Source organism: Bacillus mobilis (assembly GCF_001884045.1).
GTDB lineage: Bacteria > Bacillota > Bacilli > Bacillales > Bacillaceae_G > Bacillus_A > Bacillus_A mobilis.
The window spans coordinates 144,827-166,104 of sequence record NZ_MACF01000046.1; the positions used below are offsets into that span (position 1 = coordinate 144,827).

Annotated in this window: 20 protein-coding genes; 18 read left to right on the plus strand and 2 right to left on the minus strand. The window is 36.8% G+C overall.

Annotation, left to right across the window (positions count from 1 at the left end; translation table 11 throughout):
• The first annotated feature begins 83 nt into the window (after nt 1–83).
• The 3 genes from spoIVB to BAQ44_RS05855 all read left to right on the plus strand — a co-directional run bounded on the left by spoIVB (nt 84) and on the right by BAQ44_RS05855 (nt 4,278).
• Nucleotides 84–1,382 carry a SpoIVB peptidase gene (spoIVB, locus tag BAQ44_RS05840; RefSeq protein ID WP_071721191.1) on the plus strand — a complete coding sequence of 433 codons (1,299 nt, stop codon included), beginning with the start codon at nt 84–86 and terminating at the stop codon, nt 1,380–1,382.
• Nucleotides 1,383–1,669: 287 nt separating this feature from the next.
• Complete coding sequence (spo0A, locus tag BAQ44_RS05850) at nt 1,670–2,464, plus strand: sporulation transcription factor Spo0A (RefSeq protein WP_000411416.1); 795 nt, start codon at nt 1,670–1,672, stop codon at nt 2,462–2,464.
• Nucleotides 2,465–2,751: 287 nt separating this feature from the next.
• Nucleotides 2,752–4,278, plus strand: coding sequence for a glycosyltransferase-like membrane protein (locus BAQ44_RS05855; protein WP_061677476.1), 1,527 nt, complete (start codon nt 2,752–2,754; stop codon nt 4,276–4,278).
• A gap of 186 nt (nt 4,279–4,464) precedes the next feature.
• Here BAQ44_RS05855 and BAQ44_RS05860 read toward each other — a convergent pair whose 3' ends face one another.
• Nucleotides 4,465–4,611, minus strand: a complete 147-nt coding sequence (locus BAQ44_RS05860; RefSeq protein ID WP_001247671.1) for a YycC family protein — start codon at nt 4,609–4,611, stop codon at nt 4,465–4,467.
• A 50-nt stretch (nt 4,612–4,661) separates the two neighbouring features.
• Here BAQ44_RS05860 and BAQ44_RS05865 point away from each other — a divergent pair, with 50 nt between their 5' ends.
• Entirely contained in the window at nt 4,662–5,390 is a 729-nt protein-coding gene (locus BAQ44_RS05865) for a glycerophosphodiester phosphodiesterase (protein WP_061677478.1), read from the plus strand.
• Between the two features lie 154 nt (nt 5,391–5,544).
• Here the strand turns inward: BAQ44_RS05865 and BAQ44_RS05870 are convergent, their stop codons facing one another.
• Entirely contained in the window at nt 5,545–5,778 is a 234-nt protein-coding gene (locus BAQ44_RS05870) for a DUF2627 domain-containing protein (RefSeq protein ID WP_001190187.1), read from the minus strand.
• 136 nt (nt 5,779–5,914) lie between these two features.
• Here BAQ44_RS05870 and BAQ44_RS05875 point away from each other — a divergent pair, with 136 nt between their 5' ends.
• The 14 genes from BAQ44_RS05875 to BAQ44_RS05945 all read left to right on the plus strand — a co-directional run bounded on the left by BAQ44_RS05875 (nt 5,915) and on the right by BAQ44_RS05945 (nt 21,276).
• Nucleotides 5,915–7,987 carry a sigma-54 interaction domain-containing protein gene (locus BAQ44_RS05875; protein WP_071721193.1) on the plus strand — a complete coding sequence of 691 codons (2,073 nt, stop codon included), beginning with the start codon at nt 5,915–5,917 and terminating at the stop codon, nt 7,985–7,987.
• Nucleotides 7,988–8,182: 195 nt separating this feature from the next.
• The gene (yqiS, locus tag BAQ44_RS05885) at nt 8,183–9,082 is read left to right on the plus strand and encodes a phosphate butyryltransferase (protein ID WP_071721198.1); all 900 of its coding nucleotides are present in this window, start codon (nt 8,183–8,185) and stop codon (nt 9,080–9,082) included.
• 34 nt (nt 9,083–9,116) lie between these two features.
• Nucleotides 9,117–10,217: a leucine dehydrogenase gene (locus BAQ44_RS05890; protein ID WP_000171356.1), complete on the plus strand. Its 1,101-nt coding sequence runs from the start codon at nt 9,117–9,119 to the stop codon at nt 10,215–10,217.
• 87 nt (nt 10,218–10,304) lie between these two features.
• Nucleotides 10,305–11,408, plus strand: coding sequence for a butyrate kinase (gene buk, locus BAQ44_RS05895; RefSeq protein ID WP_000056195.1), 1,104 nt, complete (start codon nt 10,305–10,307; stop codon nt 11,406–11,408).
• A gap of 4 nt (nt 11,409–11,412) precedes the next feature.
• Complete coding sequence (gene lpdA, locus BAQ44_RS05900; protein WP_000090438.1) at nt 11,413–12,834, plus strand: dihydrolipoyl dehydrogenase; 1,422 nt, start codon at nt 11,413–11,415, stop codon at nt 12,832–12,834.
• A 27-nt stretch (nt 12,835–12,861) separates the two neighbouring features.
• Nucleotides 12,862–13,863, plus strand: coding sequence for a 3-methyl-2-oxobutanoate dehydrogenase subunit alpha (bfmBAA, locus tag BAQ44_RS05905; RefSeq protein WP_061677485.1), 1,002 nt, complete (start codon nt 12,862–12,864; stop codon nt 13,861–13,863).
• 13 nt (nt 13,864–13,876) lie between these two features.
• The gene (bfmBAB, locus tag BAQ44_RS05910; protein WP_000290073.1) at nt 13,877–14,860 is read left to right on the plus strand and encodes a 3-methyl-2-oxobutanoate dehydrogenase subunit beta; all 984 of its coding nucleotides are present in this window, start codon (nt 13,877–13,879) and stop codon (nt 14,858–14,860) included.
• A gap of 15 nt (nt 14,861–14,875) precedes the next feature.
• A complete protein-coding gene (locus tag BAQ44_RS05915; protein ID WP_061677488.1) occupies nt 14,876–16,192 on the plus strand; it encodes a dihydrolipoamide acetyltransferase family protein in 1,317 nt (438 codons plus the stop codon).
• Nucleotides 16,193–16,532: 340 nt separating this feature from the next.
• Nucleotides 16,533–17,711, plus strand: coding sequence for an FtsW/RodA/SpoVE family cell cycle protein (locus BAQ44_RS05920; protein WP_061677489.1), 1,179 nt, complete (start codon nt 16,533–16,535; stop codon nt 17,709–17,711).
• Nucleotides 17,712–17,816: 105 nt separating this feature from the next.
• Nucleotides 17,817–18,521, plus strand: coding sequence for a DUF421 domain-containing protein (locus tag BAQ44_RS05925; RefSeq protein WP_061678081.1), 705 nt, complete (start codon nt 17,817–17,819; stop codon nt 18,519–18,521).
• Nucleotides 18,522–18,590: 69 nt separating this feature from the next.
• The gene (locus BAQ44_RS05930) at nt 18,591–19,055 is read left to right on the plus strand and encodes an NUDIX hydrolase (protein WP_063260847.1); all 465 of its coding nucleotides are present in this window, start codon (nt 18,591–18,593) and stop codon (nt 19,053–19,055) included.
• Nucleotides 19,056–19,176: 121 nt separating this feature from the next.
• On the plus strand, nt 19,177–19,584 hold the full coding sequence (locus BAQ44_RS05935; protein WP_063260848.1) for a YjdF family protein: 408 nt from the start codon (nt 19,177–19,179) through the stop codon (nt 19,582–19,584).
• 143 nt (nt 19,585–19,727) lie between these two features.
• Entirely contained in the window at nt 19,728–20,141 is a 414-nt protein-coding gene (locus BAQ44_RS05940) for a BrxA/BrxB family bacilliredoxin (RefSeq protein ID WP_002008492.1), read from the plus strand.
• A gap of 355 nt (nt 20,142–20,496) precedes the next feature.
• The gene (locus BAQ44_RS05945; protein ID WP_071721201.1) at nt 20,497–21,276 is read left to right on the plus strand and encodes a transporter substrate-binding domain-containing protein; all 780 of its coding nucleotides are present in this window, start codon (nt 20,497–20,499) and stop codon (nt 21,274–21,276) included.
• Nucleotides 21,277–21,278 lie beyond the last annotated feature (2 nt).

Here is a 21,278-nt window from a genome sequence, read left to right on the forward strand (position 1 = left end):
TTCTTCCGGTTATAAATAAAGCACTGCAAGGAGAGATTAAAAAGTGAAGCCAAAAGGCTGAATGTGGGGTAGGAGCGAGGAGAGTGAACAAATTGAAATTAGAAAGATTTCGCAAAATAATAGGTATTTGTCTCCTTGTTTCTTTAGTTTTTATTGGGTGTTTTAAACCGCTTCGGACGTTTATTTCATCTCCGAAGCAACTTGTTGTTTTTGAAGGACAACAATCAGAAATAGCGTCATTACCAGTTTTTAAAGCTTCATCTACAGATCGTCATGTGTTTACAGTAAGTTCAAATGAACAAAAACAAGGACTTATGGTAAATTCTCATCAAAATGGTGAAGCAGATATGGTGTTTCAGCTTGCTGGTTTTCCAGTGAAAAAAGTAAATGTGAAAGTATTGAAAGATTTTAAAGTTATTCCAGGTGGACAATCAATTGGTGTGAAGTTAAATACAAAAGGGGTACTTGTTGTAGGCCATCATTTAATTCAAACTGAAAAAGGGAAAGTATCTCCTGGTGAGACAGCTGGTGTGCAAATTGGAGATATGATTACTGAAATTAATGGTAAAACAATTGAAAGAATGAGTGATGTAGCACCATTTATTCATAATAGTGGTGAAACAGGTGAACCGCTTAATCTTGTTTTGTTAAGAGATGGAAAACACATCCGCACTAAGTTAACACCACAAAAAGATAGTGGAGAATCGTCTTATCGCATTGGTTTATATATTCGTGATTCGGCAGCTGGAATCGGAACAATGACATTTGTTCATCCTGATTCTATGAAATATGGGGCACTTGGTCATGTCATTTCTGATAACGATACGAAAAAGCCGATTCAAGTCGAAGATGGACAAATTATGCGTTCGACGGTTACATCAATTGAAAGAGGTAGTCATGGGAATCCAGGAGAGAAATTAGCGAGGTTCTCACCAGATCGTGAAGTGATTGGTAATATTACAATAAATAGTCCGTTTGGTATATTCGGGAAACTAAATGCAAATATACCAAATGGCGTAATGGATAAAGCAATGCCTATTGCACTATCTCATCAAGTAAAAGAGGGGCCAGCAAAAATATTAACAGTTATTGATAAAGATAAAGTGGAAGCGTTTGACATTGAAGTTGTTAGTACAGTACCGCAAAAGTTTCCGGCTACAAAAGGCATGGTAATAAAAGTCACAGACAAACGTTTATTAGCGAAAACGGGTGGTATCGTACAAGGCATGAGCGGAAGTCCAATTGTACAAAACGGAAAAGTAATTGGTGCTGTTACACATGTATTTGTAAATGATCCAACATCAGGATATGGTGTTCATATTGAATGGATGTTACATGAGGCTGGAATTAACATTTATGAACAAGAAAGAAAAGCGAGCTAATTATTAATTAGCTCGCTTTTCTGTTGAAAAATTCGTTGAAATTTTGTAAAAGCTCCGCAAGAGGTGTTTTTTGTTGTAAAATAAAAGAAAAGGGTTGAACGTTTCGTTGTATTTCTATGATGGAATGTGTTGCGAAAGGGAATAAATGAGCGATAAACATATTTTTTTGTGATTTTATCGGAAAGTAACAAACTTTAAAAGGGAATTTTCACACAATTGTCGAACAATTCATGTAGCCTAGAAGGATACACATGTCGGAGAATCGATTCGGTAAGGGAGGAAAAGCTGTGGAGAAAATTAAAGTATGTCTTGTGGATGATAATAAAGAATTAGTATCAATGCTAGAGAGTTATGTAGCTGCTCAAGATGATATGGAAGTAATCGGTACTGCTTATAATGGTCAAGAGTGTTTAAATTTATTAACTGATAAGCAGCCGGATGTACTTGTTTTAGACATTATTATGCCACATTTAGATGGTTTAGCTGTACTAGAGAAAATGCGACATATTGAAAGGCTAAGACAGCCTAGCGTAATTATGTTGACAGCATTCGGACAAGAAGATGTGACGAAAAAAGCAGTTGACTTAGGTGCTTCATATTTCATATTAAAACCATTTGATATGGAGAATTTAACGAGTCATATTCGTCAAGTGAGCGGTAAGGCGAACGCTACCATTAAACGTCCACTTCCATCTTTCCGTTCAGCAACGACAATAGATGGAAAACCGAAAAACTTAGATGCAAGCATTACGAGTATCATTCATGAAATTGGTGTGCCTGCTCATATTAAAGGGTATATGTATTTAAGGGAAGCAATCTCTATGGTGTACAATGATATCGAATTACTGGGATCTATTACGAAAGTATTGTATCCAGATATTGCGAAGAAATATAATACAACAGCAAGCCGCGTTGAGCGTGCAATCCGTCACGCAATTGAAGTAGCATGGAGTCGTGGGAATATTGATTCTATTTCGTCCTTATTCGGTTATACAGTATCCATGTCAAAAGCAAAACCTACGAACTCAGAGTTCATCGCAATGGTTGCGGATAAGCTGAGACTTGAACATAAGGCTAGCTGAGAGTAGAATCGGTAAGGAGTTTAAGCTTTAGTAAAGCTTAAACATTCTTGAAACTTATACTCGATATTAAATTTAAAACCAATGAACTTTTTATTTAATGACCAATGAATGTTAGAATTCGTTGGTCTTTTTATTTACTTCGATTTTAGGATTTTGAAGGTATACATATTTAAATAGAAAATTGCAATGAACATAAGGATATGTATAGGAAATACGTGGGTTTGACATCATAATTTCTATAACGTATCATTGATTGGGAAAGTTAAGAGATATAGGAGAATGGATGAATGACTTTAAAAAAAATAGTGAATCGAGCTTACCCAATCATTGTTATGACGGTGTTTTTATCTATATTTTCAATGATAGTAAGTAAATTTTTTATCCCGAAAATAATATTAATGAGTGGTGAATTTCCTTATCCGACTGAGGAGTATACTCCCCAAAAAGTCGGTGCTGTTATAGCGGCAACGTTGCTTTTATTTGCGCTCTTCTTTATGTATTATAAAAGGGTTATTAATAAAATGAAAAGAACGCACACAAATATTATGATTGCTTTAGGTATCGTAATCATTTTGACGACGGAAATAATGATTACTTCCATCGCATTTAACCCTGTTATAGGAGATTATGCCATCCTTAAACAAGGAATTGTTTCTGTGTTTAATGGGGATAATCAATTTTTAGAAATGGGACAGCTTCTATTTTATCCATATAATACACATATTGTATTATTAGGAGGATATTTTGCGAAATTGATAGGAAGCGTAGATGTAGCGATGAAAATATTACCGATAGTGTGTATAACAGGTAGTATTATTTTAAATGTATTGATTGTAAGGAAAATTACAAACTTTAAAGTTGCTCACATATCGATCGTGTTATCTGTGCTAAACATTTTTATATATTGGCAGGCGCCAGTTTTCTATACACATACATTAGTAATATTTTTTATTTCAGCAACGATGTATACATATTTGTGTTTGAAAACGGCAGAAACAAAAAGAATGAAGATTATTTTATGGATTTTATTAGGGGGTTTCGCAGCTTGTACTTATATTATAAGACCGACAGCATTGGCGGTAGCGTTAGCGATTTTAATTGAAAATATTTTTAAGTTTCGTAAGGAGTATTCCGTAAAGGTATTAAGTAGTGTTTTATTTTGTTTAATCCTTATTATAAGTTTTAAAGGTATAACGACAAAGCTAAATCTTAGTACCGATAATGAAATTGAAAAAATTCCATTCACTCATTGGGTGAAAATGGGGCTGAACAAAGATACGTATGGTGTGTGGAATCAGGCAGATGCAGATTATATTGATGATGAAAACATAAAGAATACAAAGGATTTGAATGAACACAATAAAGAAGTTATAGTGCAACGTTTCAGTGAACTTGGTGTAACGGGTTATGTACAACATTTAAATGAAAAAATAACTAGAGAATGGGTATCAAGTCAGTTCTCCATGTACCGTATTGGAGAATGGTTTGAGCAGAAGAATGACACGATAACTAATTACGTATCGAACTATAGTACAAAGAATTATGAAATCGTTACTATATATTCGTATGTTATCAAATTATTCGTTTATGTAGCTGTTCTGGCGGCTGTTATACTTTATAAAAAGAAAGATGAAAATGAATCGGAAGTTATACGTATTGCGATGATTAGTACGTTAGGTGTGTTTACTTTCTTATTACTATGGGAAACAGCTCCTCATTATACTTATGAGGCATTTGCATTTATGAATATTCCAGCTTCTTTAGGATTATATAAATTATTTATGATTTTTAACAAAGAAAAGAAAACTGCATAATTTGAGTAACTGAAACGAGTAGTAAGAACCCCCTCTTTTATTAAAAGAGGGGGTTTCATTTATTGATTATAAATGTTTGAAGAAAAGATTAAACGGAATCATGGTATATCTGTTAAAGGATTTTAGCGGGGAAGTCATCCGTGATATAATAGAAAATAATAAAAAGCCCTGCAAAACAGGACTGTATTATTCTTCGTCTTTATTTTGTTTTTCTAATTCAACTAACTTTTGAATTAAAATGTGCTGCGGCATATGCATAAGTTGTTCGAGTGGAACACCTAATGCCTTTGATAGGCGGACTGCAGTGTCTGGAGAAATTTGTAATGGTCTCATAGAAGTACCTCCTTTTTCGTATAGTATAGCATAAGATTGGGGGAGTGAGGATGACTCTTATATTTGCACATCGTGGTGCAGCGGGAACGTACCCAGAAAATACAATGATTTCATTTGAAGCAGCTGAATCTTTTAGAGCAGATGGAATTGAACTTGATGTTCAATTAACGAAAGACGGAAAGGTTGTCGTCATTCATGATGAAACAGTGAACAGGACAACAAATGGAAAAGGTGCGGTTCGAAATTATGTATATGAGGATTTATGTAAATTAGATGCGAGCTACACATTCAGTGATAAAGTAGGATTTTGTAAAATCCCTCTTTTAGAAGAGGTGTTAGAATGGATTGAAAAAACAGAGTTGCTACTTAATATTGAACTTAAAAATAATAAAATTCCATACAGAGGTTTAGAAGAAGAAGTTATAACGCTTGTGCGGAAATATAATCTAGAAGATCGTGTTATATTTTCTTCATTTAATCACTACAGTATGAAAAAGTGTCATATGATGGCTCCTGATATTCAAACAGCGATTTTATATCGCGAAGGTTTGCATAGTCCATGGGCGTATGCAAAAAAAATGGGTGCTACAGCAGTACACCCGAATTATCGTTATCTGCAAGATGCTGTTGCTGAATTAACGATGGAGAGTGGTGTAGAGGTTCGTCCTTATACAATTAATGAAGAAACGCTTATGCGAAAATATTTTGATATGAATATTTCGGCGATTATTACTGATTACCCTGAAACGGCAAGAATCTTATTGCCAATAAAAAAATGAGACCGCGTGTAACGGTCTCGTTTTTTTATTTATCCCGCTATTTGCGGGCAGTAAGACCCCCGCCTCAAAATTCAGTGAAAGCAAAGAAGTTAGGTGGGAGATCAACCGCCCGTAAAATCCCGATTGGTGAGGGCTGATAATCAGTAGGGCTTTCTTATCTTCTAAAGCGAGCTTGTACTTTATTTCGTTTACGGTCTCGGTGTAAGACGAAGCCACCAAAAATATAAAACCCGAGCGCGAAGCAAAGAGCGCCAATTAAAAATTGTAACCACAGTATAGAAAGTGGAGGAAATAGAATCCCAAATACAGTATCTCTCATTAACTTAATGCCAAACACAGCTAATGAAATAGGAATGAGTGCTAATAATAGAGCAAGGTAACGCTGCATATAAACGCTCCTTTTCAGATTGTTTTGTTTATTTTAATGATGTTATATGGAAAGGGGGTTTGTCAAGAGGGGGCTGAACGAGTAAGATAAGGGTGTGAAAAATTTTGCAGAGATACTTCGAGAGGAAGTGTAATATATGAAACAAAAAGTGTTAATTGTTGGTGCCGGTGAAGGTGGCAGTACACTGCTCAATCTGTTACAAAGTTCAAATATATTTCAAATTATAGGGATTATTGATATAAATCCGTTAGCGAAAGGATTACAAATGGCTACGGAATATGGGGTTACGATTGGAGAGAGTGTAACGCAGTTTCTTACTATGCGCATTGATGTAATGTTTGATATGACAGGTGACGCTGATTTACATAAAGTTTTATTAAAGAAGAAGCATAAAGATACGCTGCTTATACCAGGCGATATTGCGAAAATTGTTACGAGATTAGCACATGAGAAGGAAGATTTAATTGGAAAGTTAGAAGAACAAACGCAGCAAGGGGATTTAATTTTAAATTCTACACATGACGGTATGATTGTGATTGATCGAGAGGGACAAGTTCGCCTGTTTAATAAAAGTGCAGAGCGTATTATCGGATATAAAAAAGAAGATGCGGTAGGGAAATATATTTTAGAAGTTATTCCGACTAGTAAATTGCTTCGTATTATACGTACGAAACAAATAGAAGTAAATTATGAACTGACATTAGAGAATGAAAAGAAAATTATTACAACCCGTATTCCGATATTAAAAGAAGGAGGAGAGGTACAAGGGGCATTTGCGATTTTTAAAGATATAACAGAAGTTGTAGATCTTGCGGAAGAAGTTACAGATTTAAAAGAGATTCAAACGTTACTTGAGGCAATTATTAACTCATCTGAAGAAGCGATTTCAGTCGTGGATGAAAAAGGAAGAGGGTTAGTAATTAACCCTGCCTATACGAAATTAACAGGTTTAACAGAAGAGGACATTATTGGAAAGCCAGCTACAACTGATATTGTAGAAGGTGAAAGTATGCATATGAAAGTACTTCGAACGCGTAGGGCGGTACGAGGAATACATATGAAGATTGGGCAAAAAAAGCGAGATGTAATTGTAAACGTAGCGCCAGTCATTGTGGATGGGATATTGAAAGGGAGCGTTGGTGTAATTCGTGACGTATCAGAAATTCAAAAGTTAACAAATGAATTGAATAGGGCAAGGCAAATTATTCGAACGTTAGAAGCGAAATATTCATTTGATGACATTGTCGGAAATTCTGATGAAACAACGGCGGCTATCGAGCAGGCAAAACTTGGGGCGAATACACCAGCGACAGTATTACTACGCGGAGAGTCAGGGACAGGTAAAGAATTGTTTGCGCATGCTATCCATAATGGAAGTAATCGAAAATATAATAAGTTCGTTCGTGTAAACTGTGCAGCTATTTCGGAGACTTTGCTAGAAAGTGAATTATTCGGTTATGAGGAAGGGGCATTTTCTGGCGCGAAAAGAGGCGGAAAACGTGGATTCTTTGAGGAAGCGAATAACGGTAGCATCTTTTTAGATGAAATAGGAGAACTATCTGCAAATACGCAGGCGAAACTCCTTCGCGTGTTGCAAGAAAAAGAGATTGTAAAAGTTGGTGGAACGAAAGCGATTCCTATCAATGTTCGAGTAATTGCAGCGACACATGTGAATTTAGAAAAAGGCATTCTAGAAGGAGAGTTTAGGGAGGACTTATATTATCGATTAAATAAAATTCCAATTCAAATTCCATCTCTTCGTCAGCGTAAAGGGGACATACCGGCAATTGCAGAAAGATTAATTCAAAAAATTAATCAAGATTATGGCCGAAATATAGAGGGGCTCACTGATCCAGCTATTTTATATTTACAATCATATGAATGGCCAGGAAATGTGAGGGAGCTTGAAAATATTTTGGGGAGAGCTATTATCTTTATGAATTATAACGAGACCTATATTGATGTACACCATTTACCGCCATTACATAATGAAGAGCAGGTGGAGTCAAAGCAAACTCATTTATTACCCGAGTTAGAGGAAAAGCCACTTGAACATTTAGTGACAGAGTTTGAAGGGAATATCATTCATGAATATTTAGAGAGGTTTGGCGGAAATAAAACACAAACGGCAAGAGCGTTAGGAATTTCGGTCCGAAATTTATATTACAAGCTAGAAAAGTATGAGTGTGCAAAAAATAGCATGCAATAAATTGCGTACCATGCAATTTATTGCATGGTATACAAAATACGACAAATCAAGACAGAATATTTTGTTATTTTCCAAAGTATTGATTTTACTGCATTTTGAATGCGTTTTCATTATTGGTAAGACCACTTTGAAAAGTTGGCACGGTATTTGCTTTATAAAAAGACGAGGGACGACGGAAAGGGTTGATTACAAAATATGAAGTTAGAACACTTAATTGATCAAGCAGCAGGCCAGCCTAAAAAAACTGTGGCTGTAGCAGTAGCTGAAGATCATGAAGTAATTGAAGCTGTAGCGAAAGCAATTACATTACAGCTAGCTCAATTTCGTCTATATGGAAATCAAGAAAAAATAATGGTGATGTTACAAGAACATGGTTTGCAAACTTCAGAACATATTGAAGTGATTGCAGCAGCATCAAGTGCTGAGGCTGCAGAACTTTCTGTTAAAGCTGTAAGAAATGGCGAAGCAGATGTGCTTATGAAGGGAAACATCCCAACAGCAAATATTTTGAAAGCTGTATTAAATAAGGAGTGGGGACTTCGTAAAGGGAGCGTACTTTCACACGTTGCAGCATTTGAAGTTCCAAATTACGATCGTCTAATTTTTGTTACAGATGCAGCGATGAATATTGCACCTGATGTAACACAGAAAGCTGCTATTATACAGAATACTGTAGAAGTTGCCCAGGCAATAGGAATAGATCTGCCAAAGGTAGCGCCAATTGCAGCGGTAGAGGTTGTGAATCCTGCGATGCAAGCGACAATTGATGCAGCGATGTTAACTCAAATGAATCGCCGCGGACAAATTAAAAATTGTGTCGTTGATGGACCACTTGCTTTAGATAATGCAGTATCACAAATTGCAGCAGAACATAAAGGCATAGTAAGTGATGTAGCAGGTAAGGCAGACATTTTACTCGTCCCAACGATTGAAGCTGGAAATGTGCTATACAAATCACTCGTATACTTTGCGGATGCAAAAGTAGGAGCTATGATTGCTGGCGCAAAAGCACCGATTGTTTTAACATCTCGTGCTGATTCAGCAGAAACAAAAGTATATTCATTAGCATTGGCAGTTGCGACTGCTTCAAAATAAACCAAAAAGGGTAAAACACTAGGGGGAAACGACAATGACATTAGAAATCTTCGAATACTTAGAAAAATATGATTATGAGCAAGTAGTATTTTGTCAAGATAAAGAATCTGGTTTAAAAGCAATTATTGCAATTCATGATACAACACTTGGACCAGCTCTTGGTGGAACAAGAATGTGGACATATGATTCTGAAGAAGCGGCGATTGAAGATGCATTGCGTCTTGCAAAAGGGATGACATACAAAAACGCAGCAGCTGGCTTAAACTTAGGTGGTGCGAAAACAGTAATTATCGGTGATCCACGTAAAGATAAGAGCGAAGCGATGTTCCGCGCATTAGGACGTTACATTCAAGGACTAAACGGACGTTACATTACAGCTGAAGATGTTGGTACAACAGTAGATGATATGGATATTATCCACGAAGAAACTGACTTTGTAACAGGTATTTCACCATCATTCGGTTCTTCTGGTAACCCATCTCCAGTAACTGCATACGGTGTTTACCGTGGGATGAAAGCAGCTGCGAAAGAGGCTTTCGGTACTGATAATTTAGAAGGAAAAGTAATTGCTGTTCAAGGCGTTGGTAACGTAGCATATCACCTATGCAAACATTTACACGCTGAAGGAGCAAAACTAATCGTTACAGATATTAATAAAGAAGCTGTACAACGCGCGGTAGAAGAATTCGGTGCATCAGCAGTTGAACCAAATGAAATTTACGGTGTTGAATGTGATATTTACGCACCATGTGCATTAGGCGCAACAGTTAATGACGAAACTATTCCACAACTTAAAGCAAAAGTAATCGCAGGTTCTGCAAATAACCAATTAAAAGAAGATCGTCATGGCGACGTGATTCATGAAATGGGTATTGTATACGCACCAGACTATGTTATCAATGCTGGTGGTGTAATTAACGTAGCAGACGAGTTATATGGATACAATAGAGAACGTGCACTAAAACGTGTTGAGTCAATTTATGACACAATTGCAAAAGTAATCGAAATTTCAAAACGTGATGGCATTGCAACTTATGTAGCAGCAGATCGTTTAGCTGAAGAGCGCATTGCAAGCTTGAAAAACTCTCGTAGCACATACTTACGCAACGGTCACGACATTATTAGCCGTCGCTAATCATTCATATATTACTTTTACAAAAGGTGTGGTTACCTCTTACGAGGTTTCCACTTCCTTTTGAATTTATTAGTGGAGGTAGCAGCAGTGTCCTTAAATCGAATTCTTGTTATTAATCCGGGTAGTACATCCACAAAAATTGGTGTTTTTGATAATGAAAGACCCGTTTTAGAAGAGACTATTCGTCATGACGAAGAACAAATTGGAAAATATAAGAGAATTATCGACCAATATGAATTTCGTAAAGAAACGATCTTAGAAGTTCTACATTCTCACGGTATTAACATTTCAAAGTTAAACGCAGTTTGTGGGCGCGGGGGATTACTTCGTCCAATCGAAGGCGGAACATACACAGTGAACGATTCGATGTTAGAAGATTTAAAAAATGGCTTTAGCGGTCATCATGCTTCAAATCTTGGAGGCATTTTAGCATATGAAATCGCTTCTGGATTAAATATTCCGGCATTCATAGTAGATCCTGTCGTTGTAGATGAAATGGAGCCGATTGCTCGTATAAGCGGTATTGCTGGTATGGAACGTAAAAGCATTTTCCATGCATTAAACCAAAAAGCAGTTGCTCGTAAAGTAGCTGAAGAATTAAATCACAAATACGAGGATTTAAATTTATTAGTTACACATATGGGCGGCGGTATTACAGTTGGTGCTCATAAAAAAGGAAAAGTTATCGATGTGAATAACGGCTTAAACGGTGAAGGACCATTTAGTCCAGAGCGTGCTGGTACAGTACCGGTAGGACAATTAGTTGAGATGTGTTTCTCTGGTGAGTATTACCGTGACGAAATGGTTAAAAAGCTTGTTGGACAAGGTGGACTTGTAAGTCTAATCGGTACAAATGATGCAATCAAAGTAGAACAAATGGTTGAAAAAGGTGATCCGGAAGCAACTCTTATTTATAAAGCAATGGCATATCAAGTTGCGAAAGAGATTGGCGGAGCTAGCGCTGTACTTCACGGGAAAATTGATGCAATCGTTCTAACTGGTGGACTTGCGTACAGTAAAATTCTTGTCGATGAAATAAAAGAGCGTGTGGACTGGATTGCTGATGTTATCGTACATCCAGGGGAAGATGAATTACAAGCATTAGCAGAAGGAGCACTTCGTGTATTACGTGAAGAAGAAGCGCCGAAAGAGTATGTTGTACGAGAAAAACAAACAGTAGCTAGGGGTTGAGATAATGGCAAGAGAATATGATTTAGTCATCGTTGGCGGCGGTACTGGTGGTTATGTTGCTGCTATTCGAGCATCGCAACTAGGTTTAAAAACTGCACTTGTTGAAAAAGAAAATCTTGGTGGTACTTGTTTGCACAAAGGATGTATTCCTAGTAAAGCTCTTTTACGTAGTGCGGAAGTATACGCAACTGCTAAAAAAAGCGAAGAGTTCGGGGTTATTGCAAGTAATGTAGAACTAAACTTTGCGAAAGTACAAGAGCGTAAAGAGAAGATTGTAACGCAACTTCATAAAGGTGTTCAACACCTAATGAAACAAGGTAAAATTGATGTGTTTGAAGGTATTGGCCGTATTCTTGGCCCATCTATTTTCTCTCCAATGCCAGGGACAATTTCAGTTGAACTTGCAAGTGGAGAAGAGAATGAAATGTTAATTCCAAAAAATGTACTTGTTGCAACAGGTTCTCGTCCGAATTCATTACCAGGTTTAGAATTAGACGGAGAGTATGTAATGTCTTCCGATCATGCTCTAAAAATGGAAACGCTTCCTAGTTCGATTATTATCGTTGGTGGCGGTGTAATCGGTATTGAGTGGGCATCTATGCTTGCTGACTTCGGTGTAGAAGTTACAGTATTAGAGTATGCGAAAACGATACTACCACTTGAAGATCAGGACGTTTCAAAAGAAATGCAACGTCTATTCAAGAAAAAAGGTATTAAAGTGGTAACTGGTGCAAAAGTATTACCAGAAACATTGGTAAAAGATAATGGAGTAACAATTCAAGCTGAACATAACGGTGAGAATAAAGAATTTAAAGCAGAAAAAATGCTTGTATCTGTAGGAAGACAAGCCAATACGCAAAATATTGGTTTAGAGAATACGGATATCGTTGTGGAAAAAGGATACATTCAAACAAATGAGTTTTATCAAACGAAAGAATCTCATATTTACGCAATTGGAGATGTAATCGGTGGCTTACAACTTGCTCACGTTGCTTCTCATGAAGGAATTGTTGCAGTAGAACATATTGCGGGTAAAGAAGTTACACCAATTGATTATTCTATGGTATCAAAATGCGTATATAGCAGTCCGGAAGTTGCTTCTGTCGGTTTAACAGAACAAGAAGCGAAAGAAAAAGGCTATAAGTTAAAAGTAGGTAAGTTCTCATTCCGTGCAATCGGAAAAGCACTTGTATACGGCGAATCAGATGGTTTCGTAAAACTTGTAGTTGATGAAGAAACAAATGACATTCTTGGTGTTCACATGATTGGACCACATGTAACAGATATGATTTCTGAAGCTGGTCTTGCAAGAGTACTTGATGCAACACCGTGGGAAGTAGCACATACAATTCATCCGCATCCATCATTATCTGAGGCGATTGGTGAAGCAGCATTAGCTGTAGATGGAAAAGCGTTACACGCATAAAAATGTGGATTTAGGAGGTTATGAAAAATGGCAGAAGTAAAAGAAAAGCGCCATGAAGAGCTTGGCTTAAGTGATGAGCAAGTATTAGAGATGTTCCGTACGATGTTACTTGCGCGTAAAATCGACGAACGTATGTGGTTATTAAACCGCGCTGGTAAAATTCCATTCGTAATTTCTTGTCAAGGACAAGAGGCGGCACAAGTTGGAGCAGCATTCGCTCTTGATAGAGAGAAAGATTATGCATTACCATACTACCGTGATATGGGTGTTGTACTAGCGTTTGGTATGACAGCTAAAGAACTTATGTTGTCTGCTTTCGCGAAAGCTGGAGATCCAAACTCTGGTGGTCGTCAAATGCCTGGTCACTTCGGTCAAAAGAAAAATCGTATTGTGACAGGATCATCTCCAGTAACAACGCAAGTACCACATGCAGTTGGTATTGCATTAGCTGGAAAAATGGAAAAGAAAGATTTAGTAACGTTTGTTACATTTGGAGAAGGTTCTTCAAACCAAGGTGACTTCCATGAAGGGGCAAACTTTGCTGGCGTACACAAACTACCTGTTATTTTCATGTGTGAAAATAATAAATACGCAATCTCTATTCCGGTTGAAAAACAATTAGCATGTAAAAATGTATCAGATCGTGCAATTGGTTACGGTATGCCTGGATATACAATAGACGGAAACGATCCACTTGCAGTATATACAGCCGTAAAAGAAGCTGCAGACCGCGGCCGTCGTGGTGAAGGCCCAACTTTAATTGAAACAGTATCATATCGTTTAACAGCACATTCTAGTGACGATGATGATCGTGTTTATCGTGATAAAGAAGAAGTAGAAGAAGCAAAGAAAAAAGATTCAATTATAACATTTGCTGCTTATTTAAAAGAAGCTGGCGTGTTAACTGAGGAATCTGAAAAACAAATGTTAGACGAAATTATGCATATCGTAAATGAAGCAACAGAATATGCAGAAAATGCTCCGTATGCAGCACCTGAAGATGCATTGAAGCACGTATACGCAGAATAGGGGGGAACGTTTCATGGCTGTAATGTCTTATATTGATGCTATTACATTAGCAATGCGCGAAGAAATGGAACGCGATGAGAAAGTATTCGTTTTAGGTGAAGATGTTGGTAAAAAAGGTGGCGTATTTAAAGCGACACATGGTTTGTATGATCAATTTGGTGAAGATCGTGCGCTTGATGCACCGCTTGCGGAATCTGCAATTGCTGGGGTAGCAATTGGTGCGGCAATGTATGGTATGCGTCCAATCGCTGAAATGCAGTTTGCTGATTTCATCATGCCAGCAGTAAACCAAATTGTTTCTGAGGCAGCAAAAATTCGTTATCGTTCTAATAACGATTGGACTTGTCCAGTTACAATTCGTGCACCATTTGGTGGGGGTGTCCACGGTGCATTGTATCATTCACAATCTGTGGAAGCGATGTTTGCAAACCAACCAGGTTTAAAAATTGTTATCCCTTCTACACCATATGATGCAAAAGGCTTATTAAAAGCAGCAATTCGTGATGAAGATCCAGTATTATTCTTCGAACATAAACGTGCATATCGCTTAATTAAAGGTGAAGTGCCAGAGGATGATTACGTATTACCAATCGGAAAAGCAGATGTAAAACGTGAAGGTGATGATATTACTGTTATCACATACGGATTATGTGTTCATTTTGCTCTTCAAGCAGCTGAAAAGTTAGCACAAGATGGCATCTCTGCACATGTTCTTGATTTACGTACTGTATATCCATTAGATAAAGAAGCAATTATTGAAGCAGCTTCTAAAACAGGTAAAGTTCTTCTTGTAACAGAAGACAATAAAGAAGGAAGTATTATCAGTGAAGTGGCAGCAATTATTGCGGAAAACTGTCTGTTTGATTTAGATGCGCCAATCGCACGTCTTGCAGGTCCAGACGTTCCAGCGATGCCATATGCACCAACAATGGAAAAATTCTTTATGGTAAATCCAGATAAAGTTGAAAAAGCAATGCGTGAACTTGCGGAATTTTAATCGGGGGGACTATACATGGCTGTAGAAAATATCACAATGCCTCAGCTCGGGGAGAGCGTTACAGAGGGTACAATTAGTAAATGGCTCGTTAATGTTGGCGATCACGTAAATAAGTATGATCCGCTTGCAGAAGTAATGACTGATAAAGTAAATGCTGAAGTACCATCTTCTTTCACTGGTATTGTGAAAGAGTTAATCGCTGGTGAAGGTGAGACGTTAGCTGTAGGCGAAGTAGTTTGTGTTATTCAAGTAGAAGGCGCAGATGAAGTAGCAGCGACAGCTGTTGAAGAAAAAACAAAAGAAGAACCAAAGGCAGAAGTAGCTACGTCTGCAAAAGCACCGAAAGCAAAACAACCAACTGATGGAAAACCACGTTTTTCACCAGCTGTTTTAAAACTTGCGGGTGAGCATAACGTTGATTTAGATCTAGTAGAAGGTACGGGAGCAAATGGCCGTATCACTCGTAAAGATATTTTAACGCTAGTGGAATCTGGAAATATTCCGCAAGCAGGTGCGAAGAAAGAGGAAGCGGTAGCAGCAGTAGTAGAAGCTCGTCCAGAAGCACCAAAAGCTGCGCCAGTCGCACAAAAAGTAGAAGCGGCAAAACCAGTTTCTGTACCAACAATGCCTGGCGATATCGAAATTCCAGTAACAGGTGTGCGTAAAGCAATTGCAGCGAACATGTTGCGTAGTAAACACGAAGCACCACACGCTTGGATGATGATTGAAGTAGATGTGACAAACCTTGTGTCATACCGTAATTCAATTAAAGGTGATTTCAAAAAACGCGAAGGCTTTAACTTAACGTTCTTTGCTTTCTTCGTAAAAGCAGTAGCACAAGCGTTAAAAGAGTATCCTCAAATCAATTCAATGTGGGCTGGCGATAAGATTGTTCAGAAGAAAGATATTAACCTTTCTATCGCTGTTGCAACAGAGGACGAACTATTTGTACCAGTAATTAAACACGCGGACGAGAAGACGATTAAAGGTATCGCTCGTGAAATTACAGAGCTTGCAGGAAAAGTACGTACGAAATCGTTAAAAGCGGACGAAATGCAAGGTGGAACATTTACAATTAATAACACAGGATCATTCGGTTCTGTTCAATCTATGGGTATTATTAATTACCCACAAGCGGCTATTTTACAAGTTGAATCAATTGTAAAACGCCCAGTTATTATGGATAACGGTATGTTCGGTGCTCGCGACATGGTTAACTTATGTTTATCACTTGATCACCGTGTACTAGATGGCCTAATTTGTGGCAAGTTCTTAGGACGTGTAAAAGAAATTCTAGAAAATACGTCAGAAAATAATACATCTGTATATTAATAAAAAGCTCGCTTATGCGAGCTTTTTATCATCTTATTTCTTCATTTGCATCCTACTATATGTACAACACTTTTCACGGCAATCTTACAATGAACGAGTATGTATTAGAAATTTACGAAAATACATTGCTGATATATGGTATATAGATATAAAATAAGAAAAGAATAATTTTTTTGGCAAATCTTACTGACGAAACTGTAGTATAATATATTGTATTGTATGAAAAAGAGAGTTATTCTATATAAGTGTTTTATAGATAATGTGTAATCAGTCGTCAAAACATGAAGAATGTTGACTCCTGGTTTTTTATTTTGCTGTAACAATGTTTCAGGAGGATGTCATGAAAAGAAGTACCGAGTTTCTAAAAAGTTTAGATGTAAAATTAATATTAATTTTGTTTGCATTATGTGTTACGAGTATAGCTGCTATATATAGCAGTCAGCAAACTGGCCAATATGGAGAGGCAAACTTTGCGATGAAACAGGGTTTGAACTACATAATTGGAGTTGTATTGTTACTGCTTGTTGCAAGCATTGACTTAGATCAATTACAAAAATTGTCTTGGCCACTTTATATCGTTGGATTTGCTTCACTTATTCTTTTGAAAATACTACCGGTTTCCACTTTTACACCTGAAAAATTAGGTGCAAAAAGATGGTTTGTGTTTCCATTAGTTGGACAAATTCAGCCATCTGAGTTTTTCAAAATTTCCTTGCTTCTCGTAGTAGCAAGTATAGCAGTGAAACATAATGCACAGTATATGGCAAGAACATTCCAAACAGATTTACAATTAGTAGGTAAAATTATGCTAGTATCTCTCCCGCCTATGGCTGTTGTATATAGCCAACCGGATACAGGGATGGTGTTCTTATATGCTGCTGCTATTGCATGTATTTTATTTATGTCAGGTATTCAGAAGAAATTGATAGCGTTATGTACAGTTATTCCGGTGACCGTTTTATCTGCGTTAATATTTATTTACGTAAGGTATGAGGATTTCTTCTTTAATAATTTAGTTACGTTACTAAAACCTCACCAACAATCACGTATTGTAGGTTGGTTAAATCCATTTGAAAATGCAGATCAAGGTTATCAAACACAGCAATCGATTTTAGCTGTAGGTAGTGGTGGTATGGAAGGGAAAGGGTTTGGTGAAGGGAACGTTTATATCCCTGAGAAGCATACTGACTTTATTTTTGCTACAATTGCCGAAGAAGGTGGATTTATCGTAGCAGCTTTAGTTGTATTCTTGTTCCTATTACTACTATATAGAACAATTATTATTGGTTATTCTGCTGATAATTTATTCGGTACATTATTATGTGCTGGATCAATTGGGATATTAACGGTTCAAATATTCCAAAACATCGGTATGATCGTTGGATTAATGCCTGTAAAAGGGATTGCATTACCTTTCTTATCATACGGGGGAAGTTCCTTGTTCTCAAATATGATTATGATGGGTCTCATATTATCGGTACGGAAAACGTATAAAAAGTATATGTTTTCTGTTAAGTAAAAAGCTGGTTCGTTTAAATACGAACCAGCTTTTTTACATATATGCTCTTAAACGTTGCAAACTAAAACAGAATAGCAGTTTGAGACGGGTAAGGAGTGCAAAGTGATGCATATGCATATTTTTGAAGGGGCACGGCATCTTTCTAATAGTGAGTGGGTTATTCGGGCTATTATAGCATACATATTCTTAATATTAGTTGCGAAAGCGATGGGACAAAGGTCCATCGCACAACTTCGTTTTTTAGATGTCGTATTAGTGTTATTGCTTGGTGGGAATATTTCTAACGCATTATCTGATGAAAAAGTGGGATTACTCGGTTCGATGATTACAACGTTCATACTCGTTGTACTTCACATTATAAGCTCAGTCTTAATGTTGAAATGGGATAGATGGAGACGCTTTTTAGAGCCGGCACCTATTATTCTTATACATAATGGTTCCATTGATTTTAGCAATTTGAAAAAAGCGAGAATTACGGTGGAATATTTATTTTCGGAACTTCGTATGCGAAATGTGAGCGATATTCAAACGGTTAAATTAGCATTATGGGAAGCAAGCGGTGTTGTTTCTATATTTCAGTATCCCCAATATGAAGCAGCTTCACGACTTGATCTGAAAGTGGCGGGAAGAAGGTCTCCAGTTTCTTTTGTATTAGTAAAGGATGGGAGCATTCAGCAAGATGTTCTAGCTTTAGTAGGAAAAACAGAAGAGTGGGCGAGAGAATTTTTAGAGAAGAGCGCAGAAGTTGAATCCATTATGTTAGCTACAGTAGATGAAGCTCATAAAATAAATATTTTGTTAAAAAAATGAAAAATATACGCATTTTGTCGTTTCATACATATGATACAATAGTGTGGACAACGAAAAAGGAGGGATACGATGGGATATGTAGAGGAGTTACGAAAAGTAGTTGGTCATCGCCCTTTAATTTTAGTTGGTGCTGTTGTACTCGTTATAAATGAACATGGATATGTATTATTACAGCAAAGAACAGAGCCTTACGGAAAATGGGGATTGCCTGGCGGGCTAATGGAGCTTGGCGAATCACCAGAAGAAACAGCTTGCCGTGAAGTATATGAAGAGACAGGAATAGAAGTGAAGAACCTTCGATTAATTAATGTATTTTCAGGAGCGAATTATTTTACAAAACTAGCAAATGGTGATGAATTTCAATCCGTAACGACAGCCTATTATACCGAGGAATACGAAGGGGAGTTTGTTATGAATAAAGAAGAAGCGGTTCAGCTTACATTCTTTCCACTAACAGAACTACCTGACTATATTGTAGGATCGCATAAAAAAATGATTATGGAATATATAAAAATTATGGGAAATAAGATATAATACAATGAAAGAGATACAAAAACACAGTTCTGGTCGGTAGTCCAGACGCATGATTACATGTCAGTAACCTTCCCCTCCGGGATGTCCGGTATTTCTAATTTTTTTAAAGGAGGGGCTGTCAATGGATTTGACAGTATATCACGATGGTCAATTTTTCGTAGGAATTATTACACATAAAGAAAAAGGAAAATTGTATGGAGCACGGTATATTTTTGGAATGGAACCTTCAGATGAAGAAGTACTTATATTTGTGAATGGTCCAATGTTAGCGTATTTCCAGCACGTTGCAAAATGCGGTGTGGAAGTGAAAGAAAAACAACGTCCAAAAAATATAAAACGTATCATACGACAAGCGGCAAAAGAAGTAAATGTAAAACGTTTTACTAAGGCACAAGAGGCAATTGGCTTATCTTATGAACTGCATAAACAAGAAAAGAAAGTGCGATCTAAAGAGATGCGAGAAGCTGAAAAACAAAGAAGACGTTTAATCAAAGTACAAAAAGCAAAGCAAAAGCATCGTGGCCATTAAGAAAAGGTGTTAGAGCAAGAGCTCTAACACCTTTTCTATACCCAAATACAAGTAAACTTACTTGTATTTCATAAACATTAACTGGTAAGATACAAATAGGTAGTTTTAGAGGAGGGAAAAGATTGATTAATTTTAACTTTTTTATGAATGATGTTGTCCGCCAAGCGCGTGAAGAGATTGTCTCTGCTGGATATACAGAATTGACGACGCCGGAAGCAGTAGAAGAAGCGTTTAAAAGAAATGGAACAACACTTGTAATGGTAAACTCTGTATGTGGTTGTGCAGGTGGTATTGCTCGTCCTGCTGCTGCGCATTCCGTACATTATGATAAACGTCCTAACCATCTTGTAACGGTGTTTGCAGGTCAAGATAAGGAAGCAACAGCAACAGCTCGTGAATATTTTGAAGGATATCCACCTTCTTCTCCATCATTCGCTTTATTAAAAGATGGAAAAATTGTAACGATGGTAGAACGTCATGAAATTGAAGGTCATGAACCAATGCAAGTTATTGCAAAGCTACAATCTTATTTCGAAGAGAATTGTGAAGAACTATAAATATAAGTGAAAAGGCGGTACGTCCACAATGAAGTGGATGTACCGCCTTTTTTTATTTAGTATTAAAATTTATCCCGCTTTAATGAGCAGTAAGACCCCCACCTCAAAATGCAGTGAAAGCAAAGAAGTTAGGTGGGGGATGAAGAAAACCCCCACTGATTAAAGTTTCACTTTATGGGACATGCATAGTTATGTTGTTTTATGCAATATTTTATACATGATAAACGTTATTAATATTGTTATTTTATTTATTTTTATTTTATATATTGCATAAAAATGAAAGTGCTGATACAATACAAACATCGAATAAATATTCTATTAAACTTTTAAATATACATTATTAGGGGGAAGAAAGATGAAGAAGTTATTATCGATATCGTTTGCACTTATTTTAATTGTAAGTATGTTCAGCGCTTGTAGTAATGGGGACGAAAAGGCTAGTGGAAAAAATAAAAAAGTACTGGTTATGGGGACTTCAGCAGATTATAAACCATATGAATACGTGGAAGCTTCAAAAAGTGATGAAATTATCGGCTTTGATGTTGATGTTGCTAAATATATCGGAAAAGAACTTGGTTATGAAGTGAAAATGAAAGATATGGATTTTGGTGGTTTATTAGCATCGCTTAGCTCAGGAAAAGTTGATTTCGTAATGGCAGGTATGACGCCTACTGCAGAGCGTAAAAATAATGTTGATTTCACAGATATTTATTTTGTTGCGAAAAACATGGTCGTTTCTAAAAAGGATTCTAACATTCAATCTGTAGAGGATTTAAAAGGGAAAAAAGTAGGGGTACAAACAGGATCTATTCAAGAAGAGAAAGCGGCAGAATTTAAAAAACAAGTAGATTTCAAAGTTGAGGGACGTGACCGTATACCAGAAATCGTACAAGAAATTAAAGCTGGTCGTTTTGACGCTGCAATTATAGAAGACACAGTTGCTAAAAATTATGTAGAGAAAATGAAAGATTTACAAGGAATTGAAATTCAAGAAGCACCAGAAGAAGTAGGAGCAGCAATTGCCCTTCCGAAAAACAGTGATAAAACAGCAGAATTTAATAAAGTAATTAAAAAGATGCAAGAAAATGGAGAAATGGATAAATTAGTGAAGAAATGGTTTGGCAGCGAAAAATAAGC

What these genes read in the sequence shown, in the direction of transcription:
- bfmBAA (WP_061677485.1), top strand. Translation starts at nt 12,862, where the DNA reads ATGGCAGAAGTAAAAGAAAAGCGCCATGAAGAGCTTGGCTTAAGTGAT.
- BAQ44_RS05855 (WP_061677476.1), top strand. Translation starts at nt 2,752, where the DNA reads ATGACTTTAAAAAAAATAGTGAATCGAGCTTACCCAATCATTGTTATG.
- BAQ44_RS05945 (WP_071721201.1), top strand. Translation starts at nt 20,497, where the DNA reads ATGAAGAAGTTATTATCGATATCGTTTGCACTTATTTTAATTGTAAGT.
- BAQ44_RS05865 (WP_061677478.1), top strand. Translation starts at nt 4,662, where the DNA reads ATGACTCTTATATTTGCACATCGTGGTGCAGCGGGAACGTACCCAGAA.
- BAQ44_RS05935 (WP_063260848.1), top strand. Translation starts at nt 19,177, where the DNA reads ATGGATTTGACAGTATATCACGATGGTCAATTTTTCGTAGGAATTATT.
- BAQ44_RS05875 (WP_071721193.1), top strand. Translation starts at nt 5,915, where the DNA reads ATGAAACAAAAAGTGTTAATTGTTGGTGCCGGTGAAGGTGGCAGTACA.
- yqiS (WP_071721198.1), top strand. Translation starts at nt 8,183, where the DNA reads ATGAAGTTAGAACACTTAATTGATCAAGCAGCAGGCCAGCCTAAAAAA.
- bfmBAB (WP_000290073.1), top strand. Translation starts at nt 13,877, where the DNA reads ATGGCTGTAATGTCTTATATTGATGCTATTACATTAGCAATGCGCGAA.
- BAQ44_RS05890 (WP_000171356.1), top strand. Translation starts at nt 9,117, where the DNA reads ATGACATTAGAAATCTTCGAATACTTAGAAAAATATGATTATGAGCAA.
- lpdA (WP_000090438.1), top strand. Translation starts at nt 11,413, where the DNA reads ATGGCAAGAGAATATGATTTAGTCATCGTTGGCGGCGGTACTGGTGGT.
- BAQ44_RS05920 (WP_061677489.1), top strand. Translation starts at nt 16,533, where the DNA reads ATGAAAAGAAGTACCGAGTTTCTAAAAAGTTTAGATGTAAAATTAATA.
- BAQ44_RS05940 (WP_002008492.1), top strand. Translation starts at nt 19,728, where the DNA reads ATGAATGATGTTGTCCGCCAAGCGCGTGAAGAGATTGTCTCTGCTGGA.
- BAQ44_RS05870 (WP_001190187.1), bottom strand. Translation starts at nt 5,778, where the DNA reads ATGCAGCGTTACCTTGCTCTATTATTAGCACTCATTCCTATTTCATTA.
- BAQ44_RS05925 (WP_061678081.1), top strand. Translation starts at nt 17,817, where the DNA reads ATGCATATGCATATTTTTGAAGGGGCACGGCATCTTTCTAATAGTGAG.
- BAQ44_RS05930 (WP_063260847.1), top strand. Translation starts at nt 18,591, where the DNA reads ATGGGATATGTAGAGGAGTTACGAAAAGTAGTTGGTCATCGCCCTTTA.
- BAQ44_RS05915 (WP_061677488.1), top strand. Translation starts at nt 14,876, where the DNA reads ATGGCTGTAGAAAATATCACAATGCCTCAGCTCGGGGAGAGCGTTACA.
- BAQ44_RS05860 (WP_001247671.1), bottom strand. Translation starts at nt 4,611, where the DNA reads ATGAGACCATTACAAATTTCTCCAGACACTGCAGTCCGCCTATCAAAG.